General features: G+C 67.8%; 28 protein-coding genes. 14 read left to right on the top strand and 14 right to left on the bottom strand.

Annotation, left to right across the window (positions count from 1 at the left end; genetic code table 11):
* Nucleotides 1-97 precede the first annotated feature (97 nt).
* A complete protein-coding gene (gene yjgA / locus HPA02_RS06800; RefSeq protein WP_146802335.1) occupies nt 98-604 on the bottom strand; it encodes a ribosome biogenesis factor YjgA in 507 nt (168 codons plus the stop codon).
* Between the two features lie 92 nt (nt 605-696).
* On the opposite strand from yjgA, the gene pmbA reads away from it, so the two are divergent.
* Nucleotides 697-2,037, top strand: coding sequence for a metalloprotease PmbA (pmbA, locus tag HPA02_RS06795; protein ID WP_146802334.1), 1,341 nt, complete (start codon nt 697-699; stop codon nt 2,035-2,037).
* A gap of 96 nt (nt 2,038-2,133) precedes the next feature.
* Here the strand turns inward: pmbA and HPA02_RS06790 are convergent, their stop codons facing one another.
* The 11 genes from HPA02_RS06790 to HPA02_RS06740 form a co-directional block, all read right to left on the bottom strand.
* Nucleotides 2,134-2,403, bottom strand: coding sequence for an HPr family phosphocarrier protein (locus HPA02_RS06790; protein WP_146802333.1), 270 nt, complete (start codon nt 2,401-2,403; stop codon nt 2,134-2,136).
* Entirely contained in the window at nt 2,390-3,313 is a 924-nt protein-coding gene (gene rapZ, locus HPA02_RS06785; RefSeq protein ID WP_146802332.1) for an RNase adapter RapZ, read from the bottom strand. The genes HPA02_RS06790 and rapZ overlap by 14 nt, the downstream gene beginning before the upstream one ends.
* 38 nt (nt 3,314-3,351) lie before the next feature.
* Entirely contained in the window at nt 3,352-3,840 is a 489-nt protein-coding gene (gene ptsN / locus HPA02_RS06780) for a PTS IIA-like nitrogen regulatory protein PtsN (RefSeq protein ID WP_146802331.1), read from the bottom strand.
* 6 nt (nt 3,841-3,846) lie between these two features.
* Nucleotides 3,847-4,155, bottom strand: a complete 309-nt coding sequence (gene hpf, locus HPA02_RS06775) for a ribosome hibernation-promoting factor, HPF/YfiA family (protein ID WP_146802330.1) — start codon at nt 4,153-4,155, stop codon at nt 3,847-3,849.
* 164 nt (nt 4,156-4,319) lie between these two features.
* Nucleotides 4,320-5,732, bottom strand: a complete 1,413-nt coding sequence (locus tag HPA02_RS06770; RefSeq protein ID WP_146802329.1) for an RNA polymerase factor sigma-54 — start codon at nt 5,730-5,732, stop codon at nt 4,320-4,322.
* Nucleotides 5,733-5,909: 177 nt separating this feature from the next.
* The gene (gene lptB, locus HPA02_RS06765; RefSeq protein WP_146802328.1) at nt 5,910-6,635 is read right to left on the bottom strand and encodes an LPS export ABC transporter ATP-binding protein; all 726 of its coding nucleotides are present in this window, start codon (nt 6,633-6,635) and stop codon (nt 5,910-5,912) included.
* Between the two features lie 8 nt (nt 6,636-6,643).
* Nucleotides 6,644-7,156 carry a lipopolysaccharide transport periplasmic protein LptA gene (gene lptA / locus HPA02_RS06760; RefSeq protein ID WP_146802327.1) on the bottom strand — a complete coding sequence of 171 codons (513 nt, stop codon included), beginning with the start codon at nt 7,154-7,156 and terminating at the stop codon, nt 6,644-6,646.
* Nucleotides 7,157-7,191: 35 nt separating this feature from the next.
* A complete protein-coding gene (gene lptC, locus HPA02_RS06755) occupies nt 7,192-7,770 on the bottom strand; it encodes an LPS export ABC transporter periplasmic protein LptC (RefSeq protein ID WP_146802326.1) in 579 nt (192 codons plus the stop codon).
* Entirely contained in the window at nt 7,757-8,326 is a 570-nt protein-coding gene (locus HPA02_RS06750) for a KdsC family phosphatase (protein WP_146802325.1), read from the bottom strand. The genes lptC and HPA02_RS06750 overlap by 14 nt, the downstream gene beginning before the upstream one ends.
* Before the next feature lie 97 nt (nt 8,327-8,423).
* Nucleotides 8,424-9,404 (bottom strand): KpsF/GutQ family sugar-phosphate isomerase, encoded by a 981-nt coding sequence (locus tag HPA02_RS06745; RefSeq protein WP_146802324.1) that lies wholly within the window; start codon nt 9,402-9,404, stop codon nt 8,424-8,426.
* 31 nt (nt 9,405-9,435) lie between these two features.
* Nucleotides 9,436-10,374: a calcium/sodium antiporter gene (locus tag HPA02_RS06740; RefSeq protein ID WP_146802323.1), complete on the bottom strand. Its 939-nt coding sequence runs from the start codon at nt 10,372-10,374 to the stop codon at nt 9,436-9,438.
* 138 nt (nt 10,375-10,512) lie between these two features.
* Between HPA02_RS06740 and HPA02_RS06735 the strand changes: the two genes are divergently transcribed.
* The 9 genes from HPA02_RS06735 to hisD all read left to right on the top strand — a co-directional run bounded on the left by HPA02_RS06735 (nt 10,513) and on the right by hisD (nt 17,470).
* The gene (locus HPA02_RS06735; protein ID WP_146802322.1) at nt 10,513-11,325 is read left to right on the top strand and encodes an ABC transporter ATP-binding protein; all 813 of its coding nucleotides are present in this window, start codon (nt 10,513-10,515) and stop codon (nt 11,323-11,325) included.
* Nucleotides 11,322-12,104 (top strand): lipid asymmetry maintenance ABC transporter permease subunit MlaE, encoded by a 783-nt coding sequence (gene mlaE, locus HPA02_RS06730; RefSeq protein WP_146802321.1) that lies wholly within the window; start codon nt 11,322-11,324, stop codon nt 12,102-12,104. The genes HPA02_RS06735 and mlaE overlap by 4 nt, the downstream gene beginning before the upstream one ends.
* A gap of 94 nt (nt 12,105-12,198) precedes the next feature.
* Nucleotides 12,199-12,663, top strand: coding sequence for an outer membrane lipid asymmetry maintenance protein MlaD (mlaD, locus tag HPA02_RS06725; protein ID WP_146802320.1), 465 nt, complete (start codon nt 12,199-12,201; stop codon nt 12,661-12,663).
* A 28-nt stretch (nt 12,664-12,691) separates the two neighbouring features.
* Complete coding sequence (locus HPA02_RS06720; RefSeq protein WP_146802319.1) at nt 12,692-13,345, top strand: MlaC/ttg2D family ABC transporter substrate-binding protein; 654 nt, start codon at nt 12,692-12,694, stop codon at nt 13,343-13,345.
* A complete protein-coding gene (locus tag HPA02_RS06715; RefSeq protein WP_146802318.1) occupies nt 13,342-13,680 on the top strand; it encodes an STAS domain-containing protein in 339 nt (112 codons plus the stop codon). The genes HPA02_RS06720 and HPA02_RS06715 overlap by 4 nt, the downstream gene beginning before the upstream one ends.
* Nucleotides 13,681-13,834: 154 nt before the next feature.
* On the top strand, nt 13,835-14,089 hold the full coding sequence (locus HPA02_RS06710; protein ID WP_146802317.1) for a BolA family protein: 255 nt from the start codon (nt 13,835-13,837) through the stop codon (nt 14,087-14,089).
* Nucleotides 14,090-14,097: 8 nt separating this feature from the next.
* A complete protein-coding gene (murA, locus tag HPA02_RS06705) occupies nt 14,098-15,360 on the top strand; it encodes a UDP-N-acetylglucosamine 1-carboxyvinyltransferase (protein WP_146802316.1) in 1,263 nt (420 codons plus the stop codon).
* Between the two features lie 41 nt (nt 15,361-15,401).
* Nucleotides 15,402-16,055, top strand: a complete 654-nt coding sequence (gene hisG, locus HPA02_RS06700) for an ATP phosphoribosyltransferase (RefSeq protein WP_146802315.1) — start codon at nt 15,402-15,404, stop codon at nt 16,053-16,055.
* Nucleotides 16,056-16,162: 107 nt separating this feature from the next.
* The gene (hisD, locus tag HPA02_RS06695) at nt 16,163-17,470 is read left to right on the top strand and encodes a histidinol dehydrogenase (RefSeq protein ID WP_146802314.1); all 1,308 of its coding nucleotides are present in this window, start codon (nt 16,163-16,165) and stop codon (nt 17,468-17,470) included.
* Between the two features lie 150 nt (nt 17,471-17,620).
* On the opposite strand, the gene HPA02_RS06690 is transcribed toward hisD, so the two are convergent.
* Nucleotides 17,621-18,838 (bottom strand): Do family serine endopeptidase, encoded by a 1,218-nt coding sequence (locus HPA02_RS06690; protein ID WP_146802313.1) that lies wholly within the window; start codon nt 18,836-18,838, stop codon nt 17,621-17,623.
* Between the two features lie 88 nt (nt 18,839-18,926).
* Here HPA02_RS06690 and HPA02_RS06685 point away from each other — a divergent pair, with 88 nt between their 5' ends.
* A complete protein-coding gene (locus HPA02_RS06685) occupies nt 18,927-19,685 on the top strand; it encodes a Nif3-like dinuclear metal center hexameric protein (protein ID WP_146802312.1) in 759 nt (252 codons plus the stop codon).
* 80 nt (nt 19,686-19,765) lie between these two features.
* Here the strand turns inward: HPA02_RS06685 and HPA02_RS06680 are convergent, their stop codons facing one another.
* The gene (locus HPA02_RS06680; RefSeq protein WP_146802311.1) at nt 19,766-20,230 is read right to left on the bottom strand and encodes a Z-ring associated ZapG family protein; all 465 of its coding nucleotides are present in this window, start codon (nt 20,228-20,230) and stop codon (nt 19,766-19,768) included.
* Nucleotides 20,231-20,409: 179 nt separating this feature from the next.
* Here HPA02_RS06680 and zapE point away from each other — a divergent pair, with 179 nt between their 5' ends.
* The 3 genes from zapE to rpsI all read left to right on the top strand — a co-directional run bounded on the left by zapE (nt 20,410) and on the right by rpsI (nt 22,565).
* Nucleotides 20,410-21,579, top strand: a complete 1,170-nt coding sequence (gene zapE, locus HPA02_RS06675) for a cell division protein ZapE (RefSeq protein WP_146802310.1) — start codon at nt 20,410-20,412, stop codon at nt 21,577-21,579.
* Nucleotides 21,580-21,733: 154 nt separating this feature from the next.
* Nucleotides 21,734-22,162: a 50S ribosomal protein L13 gene (rplM, locus tag HPA02_RS06670; protein WP_146802309.1), complete on the top strand. Its 429-nt coding sequence runs from the start codon at nt 21,734-21,736 to the stop codon at nt 22,160-22,162.
* 13 nt (nt 22,163-22,175) lie between these two features.
* Nucleotides 22,176-22,565 carry a 30S ribosomal protein S9 gene (gene rpsI / locus HPA02_RS06665; protein ID WP_146802308.1) on the top strand — a complete coding sequence of 130 codons (390 nt, stop codon included), beginning with the start codon at nt 22,176-22,178 and terminating at the stop codon, nt 22,563-22,565.
* Nucleotides 22,566-22,579: the final 14 nt, after the last annotated feature.

Here is a 22,579-nt window from a genome sequence, read left to right as displayed (position 1 = left end):
GCCCGACGCGGGAAGCGCGCCGCGTCACGGCTGGAAGCTGGAAGAACACACCATGACGTGGCGGGTTTCGGTAACTTCCGGCTTCACGCTTTGGGAGTTACAGCCCGGCGATATCGCGGATCAGCTTGAACAGCTTGCGGGAGCTGGCCGGGGGCTTGCCGGCGTCCCGCTCGCGCTGGGCATTGCGGATCAGTTGGCGCAGCGCCTGGCGATCGGCATCGGGAAAGTCGGCCAGGAAGGCCTCCACGGCCTCGTCGCCCTCGTCGATCAGGCGATCCCGCCAGCGCTCCAGTCGGTGGAAGGCGTGGTCGCGGCGCAGCTTCTCCTGCTCGAATTCATCGAAGGCGGCCTGGATCGCCTCGGTGTCTTCCTTGCGCATCAGCTTGCCGACGTACTGCATATGGCGGCGGCGCGCCTCCCGGGCGCGGATGCGACCGGTCTCTTCCACGGCGGCGAGCATGTCGTCGGAGAGCGGCAGCTTGGCGCGCTGTGCCTCGGAGAGGGCGATGATCTTTTCGCCCAGGGCCTGCAGGGCGTGCATTTCCTGCTTGCGCTGGGTCTTGCTCTGCCAACCGTCTTGGTCGGCGGGGGAATCGAAGGACATGCCATTACCATCAGCATCGGAGTGTAGGGCAGAGTATACCAGTCCGGCCGGTGCGCGTAGCATCCACACAGAATGATCAGAGGGAGAATCAGATGACACAGGCTTTCGATGCCGCCGCCCAGCAGGCCCTGCTGGAGTCGCGGGTAGCGGCCGCCCTGGCACAGGCCAAGCGGCTGGGAGCCGACGCCTGCGAGGTGGGCGCCAGCGTCGACCAGGGGATCGGCGTCAGCGTGCGCCTGGGCGAGGTGGAGAGCGTCGAGCTCTCCCGGGATCAGGGCTTCGCGGTCACCGTCTATGTGGGAAGCCGCAAGGGCAGTGCCTCTTCCTCGGATACCGGCGAGGCCTCGGTGAGCGCGGCGGTGGAGAAGGCCCTGGCCATCGCCCGCCATACCGGCGAGGACCCGGCCGCGGGCCTGGCGCCGGCGGAACTGATGGCTCGCGAGCTTCCGGACCTGGAGGTGCATCACCCCTGGGCACTGACCACCGATGCCGCCATCGACCTGGCCCTGGCCTGCGAGGCCGCCGGGCGCGGCGTCGAGGGCATCAGCAACTCCGACGGCGCCAGCCTCTCCAGCGGCGAGGGGGTGCGGGTCTACGGCAATAGTCATGGCTTCCTGGGCAGCCAGCGGGGCAGCCGGCACTCGCTCTCCTGCATGCTGATCGCCGAGGATGCCCAGGGCATGCAGCGCGACTACGACTACAGCAGCGTGCGAGACCCGCGGCAGCTGCGCTCCGCCGAGGCGGTGGGGGCCAGTGCCGCCGAGCGCACCCTGCGTCGGCTGGGCGCCCGGCGTCCCGCCACCGGGCGCTTCCCGGTGCTCTTCGACCCCACCCAGGCCGCCGGCCTGGTGGGACACTTCCTCGGCGCCATCGCCGGTGGCGCCCTCTATCGCCAGGCCTCCTTCCTCTGCGACCGCCTCGGTGAGCCACTCTTCCCGGAGTGGTTCTCGCTGGTGGAGCGGCCCCTGGAGCGTGGCGCCATGGCCAGCGCCCCCTTCGATAACGATGGCGTCTATACCCGCGACAACACCTTTATCGACAGCGGCCGCCTGGCCAGCTACATGCTCTCCGCTTACAGCGCCCGGCGGCTGGGCATGGAGAGCACCGGCAACGCCGGCGGCGCCCGCAACGTGCGCCTCCAGGCGCCCCTGGCCAGCCGCGAGGCCTTGCTCCGGCAGATGGGCCGCGGCGTCCTGGTCACCGAGCTGATGGGCCAAGGGGTCAATGGCGTGACCGGGGACTACTCGCGGGGCGCGGCGGGCTTCTGGGTGGAGAACGGTGAGATCCAGTACCCGGTGGAGGAGTTCACCATCGCCGGCAACCTGGGGCAGATGTTCGCCAACCTGGCCGGCGTCGGCGAAGACATCGATACCCGCGGCAGCATCCATACCGGTAGCTGGCTGATCGACGATATGACCATCGCCGGAAGCTGACGCCGGGCGCGTGACGCGAAAGGAACATCGCCCCCCATGGCTCGGCCATGGGGGGCGATTCACACTGCGCTGTCTTCCGGCGTCGGCGCGTGGGGGTCATTCCCCTTCGTCGAAGCGAGCCTCGACCAGCGCCGTCAGGGCGTCGAGGACCGCCTCGGCGTCACTGCCCTCGGCACTGACGGTGAGCCGGCTGCCACAGGGGGCGGCCAGCATCAGCAGGGCCATGATATTGGCCGCGTCGGCGTCGCGCCCCTGATGGGACACGGTGACGCGGGCGTCATGGGCCTGGCAGCACTGCACCAGGCGGGTCGCGGCGCGGGCGTGGAGGCCGCGCTTGTTGATCAGGGTCAGCTCACGGCTCGGCATGCCTCGAGCTTCCTTGCAGGGGGCTGGCATCTTGCTCTCCCAGGTCGGTGTGAATGCCCAGTTCCCGATGGCGAAGGCGCAACCCTGGATAGTCGGCGGCGAAGTGGCGGGCCAGGCGCTCGGCCAGGTAGACCGAGCGGTGCTGGCCGCCGGTGCAGCCGATGGCCACCGTCACATAGCTGCGGCGGCTGGCCTGGTAGGCGGGCAGCCAGCGCTCCAGCCATTGCTGGATATCCGCGGCCATAGCTGCCACCTCCGGGTAGCTCTCCAGGAAGTCGATCACCGGGGTGTCGCGGCCGTTGGCATCCCTCAGACGCGGATCCCAGTAGGGGTTGGGCAGGCAACGAGCGTCGAAGACGGTATCGGCATCCAGGGGGACCCCACGCTTGAAGCCAAAGGACTCCAGGGTCAGGGTCAGTTGGCCGGCCTGGTGGCCCGCCACCTGCTCGGTGATCCGCGAACGCAGGTCATGCAGCGACAGCCGTGAGGTGTCCACCACCAGGTCGGCCAGGTCGCGAATCTCGCCGAGGGCCTGCTCCTCCCGCTCGATGGCCTCGGCCAGGGTCATCTGGCTGTTGCGGGTCAGCGGGTGGCGACGCCGGGTATGGGAGTAGCGCTCCAGCAGGATGCGGGCATCGGCGGTCAGGTAGACGATCTGGGCCTGGATCCCGCGCTGGCGGACCTCGTCGAGCAGCTGCGGGAAGCGCCGCAGGGCGCCGGGCAGGTTGCGGGCGTCGATGCTGACCGCGATGGCATCGTAGTGGGCGTCGTCGGCTTGCAGCTCGTCGACCAGGGAGCCCAGCAGCATGGCCGGCAGGTTGTCGATGGCATAGAAGCCCAGGTCTTCCAGGGCCTGAAGGGCGATCGATTTCCCCGACCCGGAGCGGCCGCTGATGATCACCAGTTGCATGGGAGCCTCCTGGCTGCCTGAGGGGTGGCGCCAAGCGCTCAGGGCGAGGCGGGGGGGCCGGCCTCGGCGTGGCGCTCGATGGCCTCGATCAGGGTATCGTAAAGCTGGCGTTGGCTGTCGCTCTTGCGCAGCCGTTGACGGGTCTCGGCATCGTTCATGATGCCGGCCACCTGAGCCAGCAGGGCCAGGTGGGTATCGTCGGCCTCTTCCGGCACCAGCAGCACGAACACCAGATCGACGGGCTCGCCGTCCACCGCATCGAAGTCCACCGGCTCGGCGAGCTTGAGGAAGCCGGCCAGGGGCGCCTTGCAGTGGGCGTTACGGGCATGCGGAATCGCGACGCCATGGCCGATGCCGGTACTGCCCAGGCGCTCGCGACCGATCAGTCGGCTGAAGACTTCCTGGCTATCGAGGCTGGGGGTGTTCTGAGCGATAAAGGTGCTGAAGAATTCCAGCACCCGTTTCTTGCTCCCCCCGGGGACATCGAACAGCGCCCGCTCGGGGGGAAGGATGGATTGCAGAGTCATGGAGGGTTAGCGGGCACCGGCGCCCTGGGCGCGGGCCTGAGCCTTTTCCTTGTGTTTCACCAGTTGGCGGTCGAGCTTGTCGGCGAGCGCATCGATAGCGGCATACATGTCGCCATCCTGGGCTTCGGCGTGCAGATCGGCACCGGCAGCGTGGAGTACGCAAGCGGCCTGTTGGCGTTCTTTCTCGACGGACAGGGTGAACTGTGCCGTGGTGATATTGTCGTAATGCCGCTCCAGTCGTGCGAGCTTCTCGTTCACATAGTCACGCAGTGCATCGGTCAATTCGACGTGATGGCCGGTGATATTGACTTGCATGGCACGCTCCTCTTCCTGCGGGTGTCATCTCGATTGTAACCCTTTTTTCGCCCCTGCAAACCCCTTGGCGTCGGGGATTTCCAACGCAAGCCCTATAGGATTTTTATCCCATTGAGATCAATGGGATAAATGGTTTTTCCGAGAATCGACGAAAGCCTTGTCGGTCAGGAGAGGCGCTTGCGCTCGCTGGAGGGGGGAATGCCCATGGCCTCGCGATACTTGGCCACGGTGCGCCGCGCCACCTGAATGCCATCATCGGCGAGCAGGCTCACCAGCTTGCTGTCGGAGAGTGGCTTGCGCGGCGGCTCCTCGCCAATCAGCTTCTTGAGGCGGGCGCGAATGGCGGTGCTGGAGTGGGCATCGCCTTCGCCGCCCCCGACCTGGCTGGAGAAGAAGTACTTGAGCTCGAAGACCCCGCGGGGGGTGTGGATGTACTTCTGGGTGGTGACCCGGGAGATGGTCGATTCATGCATCTCCACCGTCTGGGCGATATCCGCGAGCACCAGGGGCTTCATGGCTTCTTCGCCCCGCTCCAGGAAGTCGAGCTGGCGGGTCATGATCTCCTGGCCCACCCGCAGCAGGGTGTCATTGCGACTGGAGAGGCTCTTGAGCAGCCAGCGTGCCTCCTGCAGGTGCTGCTTCATGAAGGTGTTGTCGTCGCTCTTGTCGGCGCGGCGGATCAGCGCCGCATAATCGGGCTGGATGCGCATCCGCGGCAGCGCCTCGGGATTGAGCTCGATCCGCCAGCCATCGCGGTCATGGCGGGCGATCAGGTCGGGGATCACATAGTCGCTGCCGCCCTCGGCATAGGCCTGGCCGGGGCGCGGGTCGAGGCTTCGGACCAGTTGGATCAGCGTGTCCAGTTGGTCGTCCTCGAGGCGCAGGCGGCGCTTGAGCAGCTTGCGATCGTCCCCCGCCAGGGCCTCGAGGAACTGGCGCACCAGGCGCTTGGCCTGGGGCAGCAGGGGGGTATCGTCGGGGAGGGCGCCGAGTTGCAGCAGCAGGCATTCACGCAGGTCGCGGGCGAAGACCCCGGTGGGCTCGAACTGCTGCAGGCGCATCAGCAGCGCCTCCACGTCGCCGACCTTGAGGCCGGCGAGGTCCTGATGGCGCAGCCCCTCGGTGATCTCCTCCAGGGGCAGGGTCAGGTAGCCATTGGCATCCACGGCATCGATCAGACTCTCGGCGATGGCGCGCTCCCGGGGCGCGGTCAGGTCGGTCATGGCCAGTTGCCAGGTCAGGTGATCGCGTAGGCTGGGAACATCGGCATTGCGCTCGAAGTCCGGCGCCTCGCCGCCACCGCTGGGGGCCATGTCCTGATAGGTGTCGGACCAGTCGCTGTCCACCGCCAACTGCTCGGGAATCGCCTCGGACCACTCGTCCTCCTTGGGCGCTTCCACCGCCAGTTCGCCGTAGGCCTCGTCCAGTTCCAGCATGGGATTGGACTCCAGGGCCTGCTGGATCTCCTGGCGCAGGTCGAGGGTGGAGAGCTGCAGCAGGGCGATGGCTTGCTGCAGTTGTGGGGTCATGGTCAGCTGCGTGCCGACCCTGAGCTGCAACGAGGGTTTCATTGCCATGGTGTGCTAGGGTTCCGTGACAAAGGTGGGAGACACGGTAGCCCGCCGTCCGGGCCCGTGCAAGCCCATTGGGCATGACTTCATAGCAAGTTATATGCCAGCCGCAATGAATATGCCAAATCGATCTCGTGGCTAAGACTTTCAGCGAATTGGCAGTGGCGATTCCCTGTGGTTTCGCTAGAGGCGGAAATCTTCGCCCAGGTAGACCTCACGCACCCGGCGGTTGGCGAGGATCGCCTCGGCATCGCCCTCGGCGATGATCTGGCCGTCGCCGACGATATAGGCGCGGTCGCAGATATCCAGGGTCTCGCGCACGTTGTGGTCGGTGATCAGCACGCCGATATCCCGCGCCTTGAGGGCACGGATGATGCCCTTGATCTCGCCCACCGAGATGGGATCGACGCCGGCGAAGGGTTCATCGAGGAGGATGAAAGTGGGCTCGGTGGCCAGCGCTCGGGCGATCTCCACCCGGCGCCGCTCGCCCCCGGAGAGGCTCATCCCCAGGTTGTCGCGAATATGGGTGATATGAAAGTCGTTGAGCAGGGCCTCCAGCCGTGCCTGGCGACCGGCGCGATCCAGGTCCTGGCGGGTCTCGAGGATGGCCAGGATATTGTCGGCCACCGACAGCTTGCGGAAGATCGACGCCTCCTGAGGCAGGTAGCCGATGCCGGCCCGGGCGCGTTCATGCATGGCCGCCGTGGAGAGGTCGCGGTCGTCGATGGCCACCCGGCCCGCGTCGGCGCGCACCAGGCCGACGATCATGTAGAAGGAGGTGGTCTTGCCGGCGCCGTTGGGGCCGAGCAGGCCCACCACGCTGCCCTGCTCGATGGCGAGGCTGATATCGTGAACCACGCGGCGACGCTTGTAGCTCTTGGCCAGGTGACTGGCGGTCAGGGTCTTCATGGCGGCCCTTACTGCTGTTCCGGGGTGAGGGTCATGCGGACTCGTTGGCGCTCGGTGCCCTCGGCGTCGGCGCGGGCCTCCACCAGGCGGCGGTCGATCAGATACTCCACGTAGGCGCCGTTGAAGGTGTCGGCGCCGCGGTGCAGTTCGGCGCGATCGATCAGCTCCACCCGTCGTTCGGCGGCATGGTAGACGATGGTGCGGCCCCAGCCCTGGATCCGCTCGCCGTCGACGGGGGTCTGCTCCAGGTAGGCGCGCTCGCCGGTGGCGGTGAGTCGCGAGACCTCGCCGGCGTCGTTGCGCTGAATCTCGACCCGCGCGCCGGTCAGCTGCAGGTTGCCCTGGCGAATCTCCACGGCACCGCTGTAGACGGCGGTACCCGCGCGGTCGTCGAGCTCCAGGCGGTCGGCCTCCACCTCGATGGGCTCGCTCTGCTGAGCCAGGGCGGGGGCGGTCAGGGTCAGGCCCAGCAGGCCGGCGGCGAGCCAGCCGATCAGGCGCTGGCGGGGGGAGTCACTCATGATGGGGTCCTCATGGAAGCGGCAGGGGACATCGCTCACTGCCGGGCCGGCGGATGATGGCCGTGTACCCGACCTTCCAGGTGCAGGCGTTCATCCTCGAGCCAGGCCTCGAAGCGCTCGGCCTCGACGTGCTGTGGCGGGGCTTCGAAGCGCGCGGGTACGTCACTCCAGGCATGGCCGGTGCGGGTGTTCAGGTGCAGCTCCTGGGTGTCGAGTCGCCAGCCGGCATCAGGCGCATTGAGCCTGGCGTCGCCGCTCAGCGTCAAGCGCTGATCCGCCAGGGTGCCCCGTTCGCCTCGCACGGTCCAGCGCCGCCCGGCGTTGTCGAGGAGTTCGGCTCGGGGGGTCTCGGCGCGAAGCACGTCGTCGTGGGGCGTGTGCACCAGGCGCGGGCTGTTCAGGCGCTGATGGGCCAGGCCCTCGGCGTCGTAACGCACGAGTTCTGCCTGCTCCAGGTAGTAGTCGGGCTCGCCGGCCTCGTCCTGGGGCACGGGACCCGGCGGCGTCGGCTGCCGGTCGGTGAGCAGCACCAGCACGCCGCCCAGGGCCAGCAGCAGGAGCAGCAGGGCCAGGCGGCGGACCAGCGGCGTGGCCAGACGCTCAGCGGTCGTCATGGCCCTGGCCGTGCAGGTAGGTGTCGATTACCGCGCCCCAGTGACCCTGCGCCTCCAGCAGGGTGTCGCAGATCTCGCGCACGGCGCCATGGCCGCCGCTGCGTTCGGTGACCCAGTCGGCCTGGCTGCGGATATAGGCGGGCGCATTGGGCACGCTGATGCCGAGCCCGGCCCGACGAATCGCCGCCAGGTCCGGCAGGTCATCGCCGGCGTAGGCGATGGTCTCCCACTCCAGCTCGAGGCGCTCGGCGAGTTGGGCGAGGGCGGCGAGCTTGTCCTCGCGGCCCTGGTAGACATGGGCAATGCCCAGGGCCGCGGCGCGGCGACTGACCATGGGGGAGTCACGGCCGGTGATCAGGGCGACCTCCACCCCGGCGCGGCGCAGCAGCTTGATGCCCTGGCCGTCCTGGGTATGGAAGGCCTTGATCTCCACGCCGTCGGCCTGGAAGTAGAGGCGCCCGTCGGTGAAGACGCCATCCACGTCCAGGGCCAGCAGGCGCACCCGGCGGGCGCGGTCGAGCAGGGTCGGGTCGAGCAGGGGAGAGTCGAACGTCATGTCAGCAGTTCCTTAGGTCGCGCCGCTGGCCAGCAGCGCGTGCATAACCCCGCGGGCGCGGTCGAGCAGGGGGAGTCGAACGTCATGTCAGGATTCCTTAGATTACGCCGCTGGCCAGCAGGTCGTGCATATGTAGGGCGCCCACCGGTCGGCCGGCGTCGTCCACTACCGCCAAGGCGGTGATGCGGTTGTCTTCCATGACGCGCACCGCCTCGGCGGCAAGCACCTCGGCGCCGATGCGCTTGCCGGGGCGGGTCATGACGTCGTCCACCTTGAGCCGGCTGAGGTCGGTGTGCTGGTCCAGGGTGCGGCGCAGGTCGCCGTCGGTATAGACCCCGGCGAGGTGGCCCGTCTCGTCCACCACGCAGGTGAACCCCAGGCCCTGGCGGGTGATCTCCAGCAGGGCGTCGCGCAGCGGGCTACCCAGGGGCACCGTCGGCAGGCGCTGGCCCTGATGCATCAGGTCGCCGACCTTGAGCAGCAGGCGGCGGCCCAGGCTGCCGCCGGGGTGCGACAGCGCAAACTCCTCGGCGGTGAAGCCGCGGGCCTCCAGCAGGGCCACCGCCAGGGCGTCGCCCATGGCCAGGGCGGCGGTGGTGGAGGCGGTGGGGGCCAGGTCCAGGGGGCAGGCCTCGCGCTCGACGCCGGTATCCAGGTGGGCATCGGCGTGGCGGGCCAGGGTCGAGGCGGGGCGCCCGGTAAGGCTGATCAGCGGCGTACCGAGGCGCTTGAGCAGCGGCAACAGGGCGGTCACCTCGCCGGTCTCCCCGGAGTTGGAGAGGGCGATCACCACGTCGCCGCGGGTGATCATACCCAGGTCGCCGTGGCTGGCCTCGCCGGGGTGCACGAAGAAGGCCGGGGTGCCGGTGCTGGCCAGGGTGGCGGCCAGCTTGCCGCCGATATGGCCGGACTTGCCCATGCCGGTGACCACGACGCGCCCGCGGCAGGCCAGCAGCAGCCGGCAGGCCTGGTCGAAGTCGCCGTTGAGGCGGGGAATCAGGGCGCCCAGGGCCTGCTGCTCGAGCTGCAGGGTGCGGCGGGCGCTGGCGCGGAAGTCGAAATCGGGTGTCGGTGTCATGGGGAGATTGTTGCCGGTTGCGGGGCGGGGCTCAAGTCATGTCGACGGCCAGCAGGCCGAGGTAGCCCAGATAGGCGAGGAGCATCAGGGCGCCGGGCAGGCGGCCCAGGCGGCCGCGACGCTGCCACAGCAGCCAGGCGCCGAGGGCCAGGGTCAGCACGACCATCACCGGCACGTCACGCTGGCCGGCGGCGGCGTCCACGGCCCCCGGGGCCAATAAGCCGGGAATCGGCAGTACCGCCAGCATATTGAACAGGTTGGAGCCGATGACATTGCCGATGGCCAGGTCATGATGCCGGCGCAGGGCGCTCATGAGGCAGGCGGCGAGTTCCGGCAGGCTGGTGCCGATGGCCACCAGGGTCAGGCCGATCACCAGCTCGCTGACGCCGAAGCCAGCGGCGATCTGGCTGGCGCCCCATACCAGCAGGCGCGAGCTGACCACCATCAGCACCAGGGTCACCACCAGCCAGCCCAGGGCCGGCCCCAGGCGCAGGGCGGGAATCTCGTCGTCGAAGGCTTCGTCGGGGGTGTCGGCGCGAAACAGCCACCATAAGCTGAAGCCCAGCAGGGCCGCCAGCAGCAAGGCGTCGAGGCGGCCCAGGTGGCCGTCGGCCAGGGCATAGCCGGCCAGGCCGGTGGCGCCCAGCAGCAGGGGCAGCTCGCGACGCACCAGGGAGAAGCGCACCGGGATCGGTGCCACCAGGGCGGTGGCGCCCAGCACCAGGGCGATATTGGCGATATTGGAGCCCAGGGCGTTGCCGGTGGCCAGGTCGGGGAGGCCATCCAGGGCGGCCATCAGGGCCACCAGCATTTCCGGGGCCGAGGTGCCGAGGGCGACGATGGTCATGCCGACCAGCAGCCGACTCATGCCCGCCCGGTAGGCGGTGGCGGCGGCGGCCCCGACGAAGCGGTCGGCGCTCCACAGCAGGCCGGCGAATCCGAGCAGCACGGCGAGCAGGGCGATCGGCATCGAAGCGTTCCTTGGTGGGCGAGGGCGCCCATTAAACGCGTGAGCGAGCGCCGAATCAAGGGAGGCGCCGCCGAGGGTAGTCGGAACGGGCCCGGTTAGGATACGATGTTCGATAATTATCCAAGGAAACCCGGAGCGATGACGGATACCCCTCTGGTGGAAGTGGACGATCTCCACTTCTCCCGCGGCGACAAGGAGATCTTTCGCGGGGTCTCGATGCGCATTCCCCGTGGCAAGATCACCGCCATCATGGGGCCCAGCGGCACCGGCAAGACCACCCTGCTGAAGCTGATCGGCGCCCAGCTCGCGCCCGACGCGGGGCGGGTGCGCATCGACGGACAGGACGTCCACGCGCTCTCCCGCAAGGCGCTGTTCCGGTTGCGTCGGCGCATGGGCATGCTGTTCCAGAGCGGGGCCCTGTTCTCCGACCTGGATGTCTTCGAGAACGTGGCCTTCCCGCTGCGGGTGCATACCGATCTGCCGGAGCCGATGATTCGCGACCTGGTGCTGATGAAGCTGCAGGCGGTGGGGCTGCGCGGGGCGCGTCACCTGACGCCGGCGGAGCTCTCCGGGGGCATGACGCGTCGCGTGGCCCTGGCCCGGGCCATCGCCCTGGACCCGGAACTGATCCTCTATGACGAGCCCTTCGTGGGTCAGGACCCCATCTCCATGGGGGTGCTGGTGCAACTGGTCAAGCGCCTCAACGAGGCCCTGGGCCTGACCGCCGTGGTGGTCTCCCACGACATCAAGGAGACCCTCTCCATCGCCGACTATGTCTATGTGATCGCCGACGGCCAGGTGATGGCCGAGGGCACGCCGGCCAGCCTCGACGTGGAACGGGACCCGCGGGTCAGCCAGTTCGTGCATGGCGAGCCGGACGGCCCCGTGCCCTTCCACTACCCGGCGGTGGACTTCTACCGGGATATCCTCGATACGGGGAGACAGCGATGATTCCTCGCGTTATCGCCCTCGGGCGCCACGGCTGCGATCTGCTCGAGGCCCTGGGGCGTTCCGGCCTCTTCCTGGCCCAATCGGCCCTGGGCTGGCCCTCCCGGGAAGGGCTCTATCTGTGGCTTCGCCAGATGCACTTCGTCGGGGTGCTGTCGCTGGCCATCGTGCTGGTCTCGGGCCTCTTTATCGGCATGGTGCTGGCGCTGCAGGGCTACACCATTCTCATCGATTTCGGGGCCGAGCAGGCCCTCGGCCAGATGGTGGCCCTGTCGCTGCTGCGGGAGCTGGCGCCGGTGGTGGCGGCGCTGCTGTTCGCCGGGCGCGCCGGCTCGGCCCTGACCGCCGAGATCGGCCTGATGAAGGCCACCGAACAGCTCACCAGCATGGAGATGATCGGCGTCGATCCCCTGCGCCGGGTGGTGGCGCCGCGCCTCTGGGCCGGCTTCGTGTCGTTGCCGCTGCTCACCGTGGGCTTCAGCGTGGTGGGAATCTATGGCGGCTTCCTGGTGGGGGTCGAGTGGCTGGGACTCTTCGAGGGCTCCTACTGGAGCAATATGCAGGCCAGCGTCGACTTTATCGCCGACGTGGGTAACGGCATGCTCAAGAGCCTGGTGTTCGCCCTGGTGGTGACCTGGATCGCGGTCTTCCAGGGCTATGATCTGATCCCTACCTCGGAGGGAATCTCCCGGGCCACCACCCGCACCGTGGTCTACTCCTCCCTGGCGGTGCTGGGGCTCGATTTCGTGCTGACCGCGGTGATGTTCGGGGGCCTGTCATAAGGCGTGTTAATCAATGGAGGCGGCCTATGCCAGGCGGCAAGCAACGGGCAATGCAGGGAAGTGAACGGGCAGTGATGGTTGGCGGAGAGCGCGCATGAAACGTAGCAAGACGATGGAGCTGGGGGTCGGGCTCTTTATGCTGGCCGGCATCCTGGGCCTGGTATTCCTCGGCCTAAGGGTCAGCGGCCTGAGCCTGTCGGTGCCGGCGGACACCTTCACCCTGCAGGCCAACTTCGCCAATATCGGCGGCCTCAAGCCTCGCGCCCGGGTCACCATGGCCGGGGTCAATGTGGGGCGGGTGAGTGCCATCGAGCTGGATACCGACTGGTACGATGCCCGGGTCACCCTGGAGCTGGATGGCGCCCTGGAGGGGCAGCTCTCCCGGGATACCACCGCGGCGATCCTTACCGCCGGCCTGCTCGGCGAACAGTATGTCGGCCTCTCGCCGGGGGGCGATCCCGAGACCCTGGGCGATGGCGATACCCTTACCGATACCCAATCGGCCCTGGTGCTGGAAGAGCTGATCCAGCAGTTCGTGTCGAATATGGTCCGTGACTGAGTCACCCCAGAGAAAAAAGGATGGCCCCATGAAGACCCTTTCCCCGACCCTGTGGCGTCCCTGGCTGCTACTGCTGTGCCTGATGCTGGCGCCGCCGGCCCTGGCCCAGTCCGGCGACTCTCCCGAGCGAATGATCCGCGACAGCATCGATGAACTGATGGGGCAGATCGAGGGGCGGCGCGACTACTTCGCCGATAACCTCGATGAGCTGGAAGCCCTGGTCGACGAGAGCCTCGAGGAGGTCGCCGACTTCCGCTATATCGGCGCCAGCGTGATGGGGCGTTACTTCCAGAATGCCACCCCCCAGCAGCGGGCGCGCTTCGCTACCACCTTCCGCCAGACCCTGATCGACACCTACGTCAAGGGGCTGGTGACCTTCGATTATCGCGAGCTGCGGGTGCTCGACAACCAGCGGGCCTCGCGCCAGTCGGATCAGGCCAGCGTCGAGATGGAAGTGGTGGCCGGCGACGGTCAGGTCTATCCGGTCAGCTATTCCCTGCGCCTGAGCGATGGTCAGTGGAAGGTGGTCAATGTGATCGTCAACGGCATCAACCTGGGGCTGACCTTCCGCAATCAGTTCGACCAGGCGATGCGCGACCTGGGGCGCGACTACGACGCCGTGATCGATACCTGGGCGCCGGAGGTGGGCGCCGAGGCCCTGGAGGAGGGACGTGGTGCATGACGCAGTTGCTCGAGGCCCAGGGGGTGTGCCTCTCGGCCGAGGGGGAGCGCCTGCGCGTGGATGGGGAGGTGGACTTCGATGTCGCGGCCTCCCTGGCCGCCGCCGGTAGCGACTGGCTGGCGGGCCTGGCGTCGGGCAGCCGGGTGGTGATCGACCTGGGCGGCGTCGACCGGGTCAGCAGCGCGGCCCTGAGCGTGCTGCTGCAATGGCTGCGCGACAGTCGCGGCGCCGGCGTGGAGGTGGACGAGGTGGCGCTCTCCGAGCCCCTGGCCCGGCTGACCCGCTTGGCGGACCTCGATGCCCTGCTGCCCGGTGTGGGGAGCGCGAGCTCCTGAGTGATGCCTGTCGCGCCCCGGCGACAGTGCCTCGGCCGAGTCGTCGCCGCGCGCCGCCATCGCCATCGGCGGCGCTTTTGATTACCATGGGCCTCCACGATTTCCGCTGCGCCCGCCGAGGGCGCCCGCTACCCACTCAAGGAGGCTTACGCCCATGCAACCCAGTGATGTCAAGGCGCGGCTCGAGGCCCAGATCGAGGGCTGTGACTTCCATATCCAGGGCGAAGGCTGCAACTTCCAGGTGATCGCCGTGGGCGAGGTCTTCGAGGGGCTCTCGCCGGTGAAGCGACAGCAACTGATCTACGGCGCCCTCGCCGAGGAGATCGCCAGCGGCGCCCTGCACGCCGTGAGCATCAAGACCTATACCCCGGCCCAGTGGCAAGGGGCCCCGGAAAACACCGGAGCCTGAGCCGCCACATGGACAAGTTGATCATTACCGGCAACGGCGCCCTCGACGGCGAAGTCTGGGCCAGCGGCGCCAAGAACTCGGCCCTGCCGATCCTCTGCGCTACCCTGCTCTCCGAAGGGCCCGTGACCATCGGTAACCTGCCCCACCTGCAGGACATCACCACCACCCTGGAGCTGCTCGGGCGCATGGGGGTCGAGCCGGTGATGGGCGAGAAGATGACCATCCAGCTCGACGGTGCTCAGGTGCGCGATTGCCATGCGCCCTACGAGCTGGTCAAGAAGATGCGCGCCTCCATCCTGGTGCTGGGGCCGCTGCTGGCCCACTTCGGTCATGCCGACGTCTCCCTGCCGGGCGGCTGCGCCATCGGTTCGCGGCCGGTGGACCTGCATATCCGCGGCCTGGAGGCCATGGGGGCGGAGATCCGCGTCGAGGGCGGCTATATCCGCGCCCGGGTCGATGGCCGCCTCAAGGGCGCGACCATCTTCTTCGACACCGTCACCGTGACCGGTACCGAGAACCTGCTGATGGCCGCCACCCTGGCGGAGGGCACCACGGTGCTGGAGAACGCCGCCCGGGAGCCCGAGGTGGTGGACCTGGCCGAGTGCCTGATCGGCATGGGCGCGAAAATCACCGGCCATGGCAGCGACACCATCACCATCGAGGGGGTGGAGCGGTTGCATGGCTGCTATCACGACGTGATGCCGGATCGAATCGAGACCGGTACCTTCCTGGTAGCCGCCGCCGTGACTCGCGGCCGCGTCAAGGTGCGCCGTACCCGGGCCGACGTGCTGGAAGCGGTGCTGGCCAAGCTGGAGGAGGCCGGGGCCAAGGTGACCACCGGCGACGACTGGATCGAGGCGGACATGGAGGGGCGCCGGCCCCGGGCGGTGAACATTCGCACCGCGCCCTATCCGGCCTTTCCCACCGACATGCAGGCCCAGTTCGTGGCCATGAACGCGGTGGCCGAGGGCACCGGGCGGGTGGTGGAGACCATCTTCGAGAACCGTTTCATGCACGTCCAGGAGCTCAACCGCATGGGTGCCAGCATTGCCCTGGAGGGCAATACCGCCGTGGTCACCGGCGTCGAGCGCCTCTCGGGGGCCCCGGTGATGGCCACCGACCTGCGCGCCTCCGCCTCCCTGGTGGTGGCGGCGACCATGGCCGACGGCGAGACCCTGGTGGACCGCATCTATCATATCGATCGGGGCTATGAGTGCATCGAGGAGAAGCTGCAGCTGCTCGGCGCCAAGATCCGTCGCGTGCCCGGCTAGGCGCGACTGGCCACCGATTTCCTGGACCTGTGAAGGCGACTATGTCTAAACAACTGATCCTGGCCCTCTCCAAGGGCCGTATCCTCGACGAGACCCTGCCGCTGCTGGCGGACGCGGGTATCGAGCCCGCCGAGGACCTGGGCAAGAGCCGCAAGCTGCTCTTCGATACCAACCTGCCCGATGTCAAGCTGGTGGTGATTCGTGCCACCGACGTGCCCACCTATGTGCAACTGGGCGCCGCCGATCTCGGCGTGGCCGGCAAGGACGTGCTGCTGGAGCATGGCGTCGAGGGACTCTACGAGCCCCTCGACCTGGAGATCGCCAAGTGCAAGCTGATGACCGCCGGGGTCACCGGCGCCGAGCCCAGTCGGGCCCGGCGTCGGGTCGCCACCAAGTTCGTCAATGTCGCGCGTCGCTACTATGCCGAGCGGGGCATTCAGGCCGAGGTGATCAAGCTCTACGGCGCCATGGAACTGGCGCCGCTGATGAACCTGGCCGACGAGATCGTCGATATCGTCGATACCGGCAATACCCTGCGCGCCAATGGCATGGAACCCCGCGAGCTGATCGCGCCCATCAGCACCCGGCTGGTGGTCAACAAGGCCGCCATGACCATGAAGCACGAGCGCCTCAAGCCGCTGCTGGAGCGCCTCGAGGCCGCCGTGGCGGCGCGCCGCCAGGCCGCCGAGGCCTGAGTCGCCGATACGTTCGGCATATCTTCCCCATAGGGCCTTCGGGATTGCTCGCCGGCATCGATGGCGGCATGCTGAAGGCCCCGTGCCGATCCTGACAAGAGAAAACCATGACCGCACTCGATATCGCTCGACTCTCCACCCGTGACTCCGACTTCACCGCACGCCTCGACGGCCTGCTGGCCTGGGAAGGCGTTTCCGATGCCGAGGTGCAGCATCGGGTCGAGACGATCATCGCCGAGGTGCGCGCCCGGGGTGATGCCGCTCTGGTGGAGCTCTCCAACCGCTTCGATCGCCTCTCGGTCAGCGGCATGGACGAGCTGACCCTGACCCCCGAGCGTCTGCGTCAGGCCTTCGACGGCCTGCCGGAGGCGCAGCGCGAGGCACTGCGCCTGGCCGCGGAGCGGGTGCGGGTCTATCACGAGCGCCAGAAGCCGGAGTCCTGGCAGTACACCGAGGCCGATGGCAGCGTGCTGGGGCAGCAGGTGACCCCCCTGGACCGCGCCGGCATCTATGTGCCCGGCGGCAAGGCGGCCTATCCCTCCTCGGTGCTGATGAATGCCATCCCCGCTCATGTGGCCGGGGTCAAGGAGATCATCATGGTGGTGCCGACCCCGGATGGCGTGCTCAACGAGCTGGTGCTCGCCGCCGCCCACCTGGCCGGGGTCGACCGGGTCTTTACCCTGGGCGGTGCCCAGGCGGTGGCGGCCCTGGCCTATGGCACCGAGACGGTGCCGCGGGTCGACAAGATCGTCGGCCCCGGCAATATCTATGTGGCCACCGCCAAGCGGGCGGTCTTTGGCCAGGTGGGGATCGACATGATCGCCGGTCCCTCGGAGATCCTGGTGGTCTCGGATGGTGGCACCGACCCGGAGTGGCTGGCCATGGACCTCTTTTCCCAGGCCGAACACGACGAGGATGCCCAGGCGATCTTCGTTAGCTGGGACGCCGAGCATTTGGACGCGGTGGCCGAGGCCATGGCTCGGCTGTTGCCGACGCTGGAGCGGGAAGCCATCGCCCGCCAGTCCCTGGCCGAGCGGGGGGCACTGATCCACTGCCGCGACGAGGCCGAGGCGGTGGAGCTGATCAATCGCATCGCCGCCGAGCACCTGGAGCTCTCGGTGGCCGACCCCGAGGCCTGGCTGCCCCGGGTGCGCCATGCCGGTGCCATCTTCATGGGGCGCCACACCGCCGAGGCCCTCGGTGATTACTGCGCCGGCCCCAATCATGTGCTGCCGACCTCGGGGACCGCACGCTTCTCCTCGCCGCTGGGGGTCTACGATTTCCAGAAGCGCTCCTCGATCATCCACTGCTCCGAGGCGGGCGCCTCGAGCCTGGGGCCCACCGCCTCCATCCTGGCGCGCGGTGAATCCCTGACCGCCCACGCCCGCTCAGCGGAGTATCGCATCAAGTCCTGAGTCGGCCCGAGGCGCCTGTGACGCGGCCCCGCCTAGGCGGGGCCGCCGTCGTTGCGAGCCGCCGTTCAGCGCCGTTGAGGACCGCTGGGAGCGACGTCGGGCGTTCGCCGCTGTCAAGAGCCGGTTTCGGTTGCTGGTCGCGGGAGTCAGTCAGGGGCGTCGCTCCGGGCCATTAGGGGTGGTCGGCGTCGGGCGTTCGCCCACTTCCAAGATTACTTCCCGCGGCTGGCCGCTGCGGATCACCGTCAGCGGCAGCTCGGCGCCGGGGGCGATGGCGGCGATATCGCTCATCGCCGCCCGGGCATCGAGAATCGGGCGACCGTCCACCGCCAGCAGCACGTCGCCGGGGCGCAGGCCGGCCCGGTCCGCGGGGCCGTCCGCCATCACGCCGGCGATCACCACCCCCTGGGGTGTCTGCAGGCCGAAGGAGAGGGCCAGCTCCGGGGTCATCTGCTGGGCCTCGATGCCCAGCCAGCCGCGGATCACGCGACCCTGGGTGACCAGCTCCTCGAGGATATTGCGGGCCAGGTTGGCGGGAATCGCGAAGCCGATGCCCTGGGAGCCGCCGGAACGGGAGAAGATGGCGGTATTGATGCCCACCAGGGCGCCTTCCGGGTCGATCAGGGCGCCGCCGGAGTTGCCCGGGTTGATGGCGGCATCGGTCTGGATAAAGTCCTCATAGGCATTGAGGCCCAGGTGGCTGCGCCCCGTGGCGCTGATGATGCCCATGGTCACCGTCTGGCCGACCCCGAAGGGGTTGCCGATGGCCAGGGCCACGTCACCCACCGCCACGCGATTGGAGTCGGAGAGGGCGATCACTGGCAGGTCATCCAGCTCGATATGCAGCACCGCCAGGTCGCTCTCCGGGTCGGTGCCGATCACCTCGGCGAGGGTCTCGCGACCATCCCGCAGGGCCACCTGGATCTGGTCGGCGCCGTTGATCACATGGTGGTTAGTGAGTACATAGCCGTCGCGGCTGACGATCACCCCGGAGCCCAGGCTGGAGAGCATGCGCTGCTGGCTGGGCAGGTCGTCGCCATAGAACTGGCCGAAGAAGGGGTCGGACATCAGCGGGTGCTCGTCGCGCTCGACGATCCGCGACGAGTAGATGTTGACCACCGCCGGGGCGGCACGCTCCACCGCCTCGGCGTAGCTGACCGGCCCCTGGTCGCGACTCAGCGGCGCGGCCTGTTCGATCTCCGGAGCGGGGCGGCTCTCGCGCTCGACGGGCTGAGCGATGGTGGGTAGGGGGGCTTGCTCGACGGGGGGCGTGCGCCCGCCCAGCTGGGGAAAGAGCAGCAGCAGGAGGGCGGCGATGACCAGGCCCGCCAGGGCCGGCCATAGCCAGGAGATCAGCTTGCGACCCATGCAGGGCTCCCGGTCTGGCGTGGCGGGGCCTCCGCCACAGTGGTTACAATGGCCGGCATTGTACCATTGCCCCAATCGAGGAGCAGGAATGATCAGACGCGACGAGCTGGTGGCGGCCTGCCAGGCGGAGCTGAATGCCGAGCGCTTCAAGGACTACACCGTCAACGGCCTGCAGGTGGCGGGGCGTGAGCGGGTGACCCGGGTGATGAGCGGGGTGACCGCCTGTCAGGCGCTGCTCGATGAGGCGGTGGCCTGGGGTGCCGATCTGCTGTTGGTGCATCACGGTTACTTCTGGAAGAATGAACCGGTGGCGATTACCGGGATCAAGCAGCGTCGCCTCAAGACGCTGCTCGGTCACGATATCAGCCTGCTGGCTTACCATCTGCCGCTGGACGCCCATCTGACCCTGGGCAATAACGCCCGCCTCGGCGAGCGCCTGGGGCTGCGTGCCAGCGGTTGCGCCGATGGCGAACTGGGGGAGGGGCTGGTGTGGCTGGGCGAGCCGGACGAGGTCCTCGATGAGGCGGCGCTGGCCGCGCGGATCGGCGAGCGTCTGGGGCGCGAGCCGCTGTTGATCTCCGGCCATGCCGGGCCCATCGAGCGAGTCGCCTGGTGCACCGGCGGCGCCCAGGACATGATCAGCCTGGCCCATGAGGCCGGTGCCCAGGCCTTTATCTCCGGCGAGATCTCCGAGCGCACCACCCATCTGGCCCGAGAGCTGGGCATCGGCTACCTGGCGGCGGGGCATCATGCCACCGAGCGCTATGGCGTCCAGGCGCTGGGCGACTGGCTCGCCCGGCGTTTCGGGGTCGAGCATCGCTTCGTGGATATCGATAATCCCGCTTAAATGGCGGCTGCGGTTCGCAAACACAAACAGCGGGGCCAGGCATTTGCCTGGCCCCGCTGTTTGATTGCTCTGGGTGGGATTCAGTAGCGCGGCGGCTGGGCCGTGGCGGAGGCCGTCTCGGCTTCTTCGGGGGCGCGGCGCAGGCCGAAATCTTCCGAGAGGGTGCCATGGGTGCCGTCGGCATAGTCCCGGGGCGGGGCGGTGCCCTCGGCGTCGTCGCCGCTCTCGACGCTCTCGTCGCTCCCCTTGAGGCGGCGCTTCAGTTGGTCATCGTCGCAGAAGCGCTCGGCGCTCTGGGCGAGCTGCTGCTGCAGTTCCTGGCTCTGGCGCTGGATGCCCTGCAGCAGGTCGGCGGCCCGGGCGAAGTGATCGTTCAGCGAGTCCTTGACCTGGGTCAGCTCCAGCTCGCTCTCGGCCAGGCGCTGACGCACCTTCTGATTGCGGGCCACGTTGGCGTTGAGCAGATGGTAGCCGAGGGCGCCGATGCCGATGCCGGCAAGGCCGCTGGCGATGGCCAGGATCCAGTCGATATTGCTCTCGTACACGGTGTTCCCCTTGAAATTCTTTATCAGCCAGGCGGCTCCTGGCGGTTGGCATCACGCTCGCGTCATTATACGAGGCACTCCGAGGGCCGGGTCAATGCGACCGCCGACGCATGGGAATCCGTCGGCGCCTGCGTATAATAGCGCCCCGAAGCCCCGAGTCCGAGGTAGCCAAGACGCTGATGTGCGCGACAATGACTTCCCCTGCCACCCCCGCCGCGGGCCCCATGGCTCGCTACCGTGCCGACCTGGAGCGCGACGGTTTCCAGTACGACGCCGCCCAGGAGCAGGCGGTGGCCCACCTGCAGCGACTCTACGACGACCTGGTCCGGCGACCGGCGCCGGCCAAGGCGGGCGTGCCCGGCAAGGGCCTGAAATCGCGGGTGGCCGGCCTGTTCGGCAAGAAGAAGAGTGACGCGGCGCCCCGGCCGCCGGCGATCATGGGGCTCTACTTCTGGGGGGGCGTCGGTCGCGGCAAGACCTACCTGGTGGATACCTTCTACGAGTCGCTGCCCTTCCCGGAGAAGATGCGCACGCATTTCCACCGCTTCATGCAGCGGGTGCACAACGAGCTGGAGCACTACAAGGGCGAGAAGAACCCCCTGACCCTGATCGCCGCCAAGTTTGCCGCCGAGGCGCGGGTGATCTGCTTCGACGAGTTCTTCGTCAAGGACATCACCGATGCGATGATCCTGGCCAACCTGCTCGAGGCGATCTTCGAGCGCGGCGTGGTGCTGGTGACCACCTCCAATATCGTCCCCTCGGAGCTCTACAAGGATGGCCTGCAGCGGGCACGTTTCCTGCCGGCCATCGACCTGCTGGAGCGCCATTGCGAGGTGGTCAACGTGGACTCGGGCATCGACTACCGGTTGCGGGCCCTGGAGCGGGCCGAGATCTTTCATGCGCCCCTGGACGATGCCGCCGAGGCGGAGCTTTCGCGCAGTTTTCGCGAGATCGCCGGCCAGGCGGGGGAGGCTGGGGTGCCCATCGAGATCAATCGGCGCGTGCTCAAGTCGCGTCGCCACCATGACGATGTGGTGTGGTTCGAGTTTCGCGAGTTGTGCGACGGGCCGCGCAGCCAGAACGACTATATCGAGCTGGCGAGGGAGTACCATACGGTGCTGGTCTCCAATGTGCCGCAGATGGGGCGCGGCAGCGACGATCAGGCGCGGCGCTTTATCAATATGGTCGACGAGTTCTACGATCGCGGCGTCAAGCTGCTGATGTCGGCGGAAGTGGCGGCCGAGCGGCTCTACACCGAGGGCAGCCTTTCCTTCGAGTTCGACCGTACCCTGTCGCGGCTCCAGGAGATGCAGTCCCACGAGTACCTGGCGCTGCCGCATAAGCCCTGAGTCGGCGGGTGATTGCCCCGGCGGGGGCGGGTCGTGTAGAATGCGCCCTCGCTCGAACGTTGCCATGGCTCAGGCCCTGGCAACCAAGAAAAATAGGGATGGTCGCGTGGGCCCGGCCCGCAAGACCCAAATTTCGACTTTTGGTGATTCATCCATGAAGACGTTCACTGCTAAGCCGCAGTCCGTGCAGCGCGACTGGTATGTCGTCGACGCCGCGGACAAGACGCTCGGTCGTCTGGCTACCGAAATCGCTCGCCGCCTGCGTGGCAAGCACAAGCCCGAGTACACCCCCCACGTGGATACCGGCGACTACATCGTCGTGATCAACGCCGAGAAGGTGAAGGTGACCGGCAACAAGGCCCAGGACAAGACCTACTATCGTCATACCGGTTACCCGGGTGGTCTGCGTTCCATGACCTTCGAGAAGCTGATCGATCACGCTCCCGAGCGCATCATCGAGAAGGCCGTCAAGGGCATGCTGCCCAAGGGTCCGCTGGGTCGCGCCATGTACACCAAGCTCAAGGTCTATGCCGGTGCCGAGCATCCGCATGCCGCTCAGCAGCCGCAAGAACTGAACATCTGAGGGATAATTCGCCATGTCACAGCAGTATTATGGTACCGGGCGCCGCAAGACCTCTACCGCGCGCGTCTTCGTCAAGCCGGGCACCGGCAAGATCACCGTCAACAACCGTGATCTGGACGAGTATTTCGGTCGCGTCACCGGTCGTATGGTGGTGCGTCAGCCCCTGGAACTGACCGAGACCACCGGTCAGTTCGATATCTACGTCACCGTTCAGGGTGGCGGCGGCTCCGCCCAGGCGGGCGCGATTCGTCACGGCATCACCCGTGCCCTGATCGAGTACAACGAAGAGTTCCGCAAGCCGCTGCGCGCCGCCGGTTACGTGACCCGCGATGCGCGTCAGGTCGAGCGTAAGAAGGTCGGCCTGCGCAAGGCGCGTCGTCGTCCGCAGTTCTCCAAGCGTTAATCTCGCTTCGAGAC

It is taken from the genome of Bisbaumannia pacifica, assembly GCF_007989625.1.
Taxonomy (GTDB): Bacteria; Pseudomonadota; Gammaproteobacteria; order Pseudomonadales; family Halomonadaceae; genus Bisbaumannia; species Bisbaumannia pacifica.
Note: the sequence above shows the minus strand (reverse complement) of the source record. Positions and strands in the feature narration are given on the sequence as shown.

Excerpts from the sequence above, each read along its gene's own strand:
- yjgA (WP_146802335.1), bottom strand. The coding sequence starts at position 604 with ATGTCCTTCGATTCCCCCGCCGACCAAGACGGTTGGCAGAGCAAGACC.
- pmbA (WP_146802334.1), top strand. The coding sequence starts at position 697 with ATGACACAGGCTTTCGATGCCGCCGCCCAGCAGGCCCTGCTGGAGTCG.
- HPA02_RS06790 (WP_146802333.1), bottom strand. The coding sequence starts at position 2,403 with ATGCCGAGCCGTGAGCTGACCCTGATCAACAAGCGCGGCCTCCACGCC.
- rapZ (WP_146802332.1), bottom strand. The coding sequence starts at position 3,313 with ATGCAACTGGTGATCATCAGCGGCCGCTCCGGGTCGGGGAAATCGATC.
- ptsN (WP_146802331.1), bottom strand. The coding sequence starts at position 3,840 with ATGACTCTGCAATCCATCCTTCCCCCCGAGCGGGCGCTGTTCGATGTC.
- hpf (WP_146802330.1), bottom strand. The coding sequence starts at position 4,155 with ATGCAAGTCAATATCACCGGCCATCACGTCGAATTGACCGATGCACTG.
- HPA02_RS06770 (WP_146802329.1), bottom strand. The coding sequence starts at position 5,732 with ATGGCAATGAAACCCTCGTTGCAGCTCAGGGTCGGCACGCAGCTGACC.
- lptB (WP_146802328.1), bottom strand. The coding sequence starts at position 6,635 with ATGAAGACCCTGACCGCCAGTCACCTGGCCAAGAGCTACAAGCGTCGC.
- lptA (WP_146802327.1), bottom strand. The coding sequence starts at position 7,156 with ATGAGTGACTCCCCCCGCCAGCGCCTGATCGGCTGGCTCGCCGCCGGC.
- lptC (WP_146802326.1), bottom strand. The coding sequence starts at position 7,770 with ATGACGACCGCTGAGCGTCTGGCCACGCCGCTGGTCCGCCGCCTGGCC.
- HPA02_RS06750 (WP_146802325.1), bottom strand. The coding sequence starts at position 8,326 with ATGACGTTCGACTCTCCCCTGCTCGACCCGACCCTGCTCGACCGCGCC.
- HPA02_RS06745 (WP_146802324.1), bottom strand. The coding sequence starts at position 9,404 with ATGACACCGACACCCGATTTCGACTTCCGCGCCAGCGCCCGCCGCACC.
- HPA02_RS06740 (WP_146802323.1), bottom strand. The coding sequence starts at position 10,374 with ATGCCGATCGCCCTGCTCGCCGTGCTGCTCGGATTCGCCGGCCTGCTG.
- HPA02_RS06735 (WP_146802322.1), top strand. The coding sequence starts at position 10,513 with ATGACGGATACCCCTCTGGTGGAAGTGGACGATCTCCACTTCTCCCGC.
- mlaE (WP_146802321.1), top strand. The coding sequence starts at position 11,322 with ATGATTCCTCGCGTTATCGCCCTCGGGCGCCACGGCTGCGATCTGCTC.
- mlaD (WP_146802320.1), top strand. The coding sequence starts at position 12,199 with ATGAAACGTAGCAAGACGATGGAGCTGGGGGTCGGGCTCTTTATGCTG.
- HPA02_RS06720 (WP_146802319.1), top strand. The coding sequence starts at position 12,692 with ATGAAGACCCTTTCCCCGACCCTGTGGCGTCCCTGGCTGCTACTGCTG.
- HPA02_RS06715 (WP_146802318.1), top strand. The coding sequence starts at position 13,342 with ATGACGCAGTTGCTCGAGGCCCAGGGGGTGTGCCTCTCGGCCGAGGGG.
- HPA02_RS06710 (WP_146802317.1), top strand. The coding sequence starts at position 13,835 with ATGCAACCCAGTGATGTCAAGGCGCGGCTCGAGGCCCAGATCGAGGGC.
- murA (WP_146802316.1), top strand. The coding sequence starts at position 14,098 with ATGGACAAGTTGATCATTACCGGCAACGGCGCCCTCGACGGCGAAGTC.
- hisG (WP_146802315.1), top strand. The coding sequence starts at position 15,402 with ATGTCTAAACAACTGATCCTGGCCCTCTCCAAGGGCCGTATCCTCGAC.
- hisD (WP_146802314.1), top strand. The coding sequence starts at position 16,163 with ATGACCGCACTCGATATCGCTCGACTCTCCACCCGTGACTCCGACTTC.
- HPA02_RS06690 (WP_146802313.1), bottom strand. The coding sequence starts at position 18,838 with ATGGGTCGCAAGCTGATCTCCTGGCTATGGCCGGCCCTGGCGGGCCTG.
- HPA02_RS06685 (WP_146802312.1), top strand. The coding sequence starts at position 18,927 with ATGATCAGACGCGACGAGCTGGTGGCGGCCTGCCAGGCGGAGCTGAAT.
- zapE (WP_146802310.1), top strand. The coding sequence starts at position 20,410 with ATGTGCGCGACAATGACTTCCCCTGCCACCCCCGCCGCGGGCCCCATG.
- rplM (WP_146802309.1), top strand. The coding sequence starts at position 21,734 with ATGAAGACGTTCACTGCTAAGCCGCAGTCCGTGCAGCGCGACTGGTAT.
- rpsI (WP_146802308.1), top strand. The coding sequence starts at position 22,176 with ATGTCACAGCAGTATTATGGTACCGGGCGCCGCAAGACCTCTACCGCG.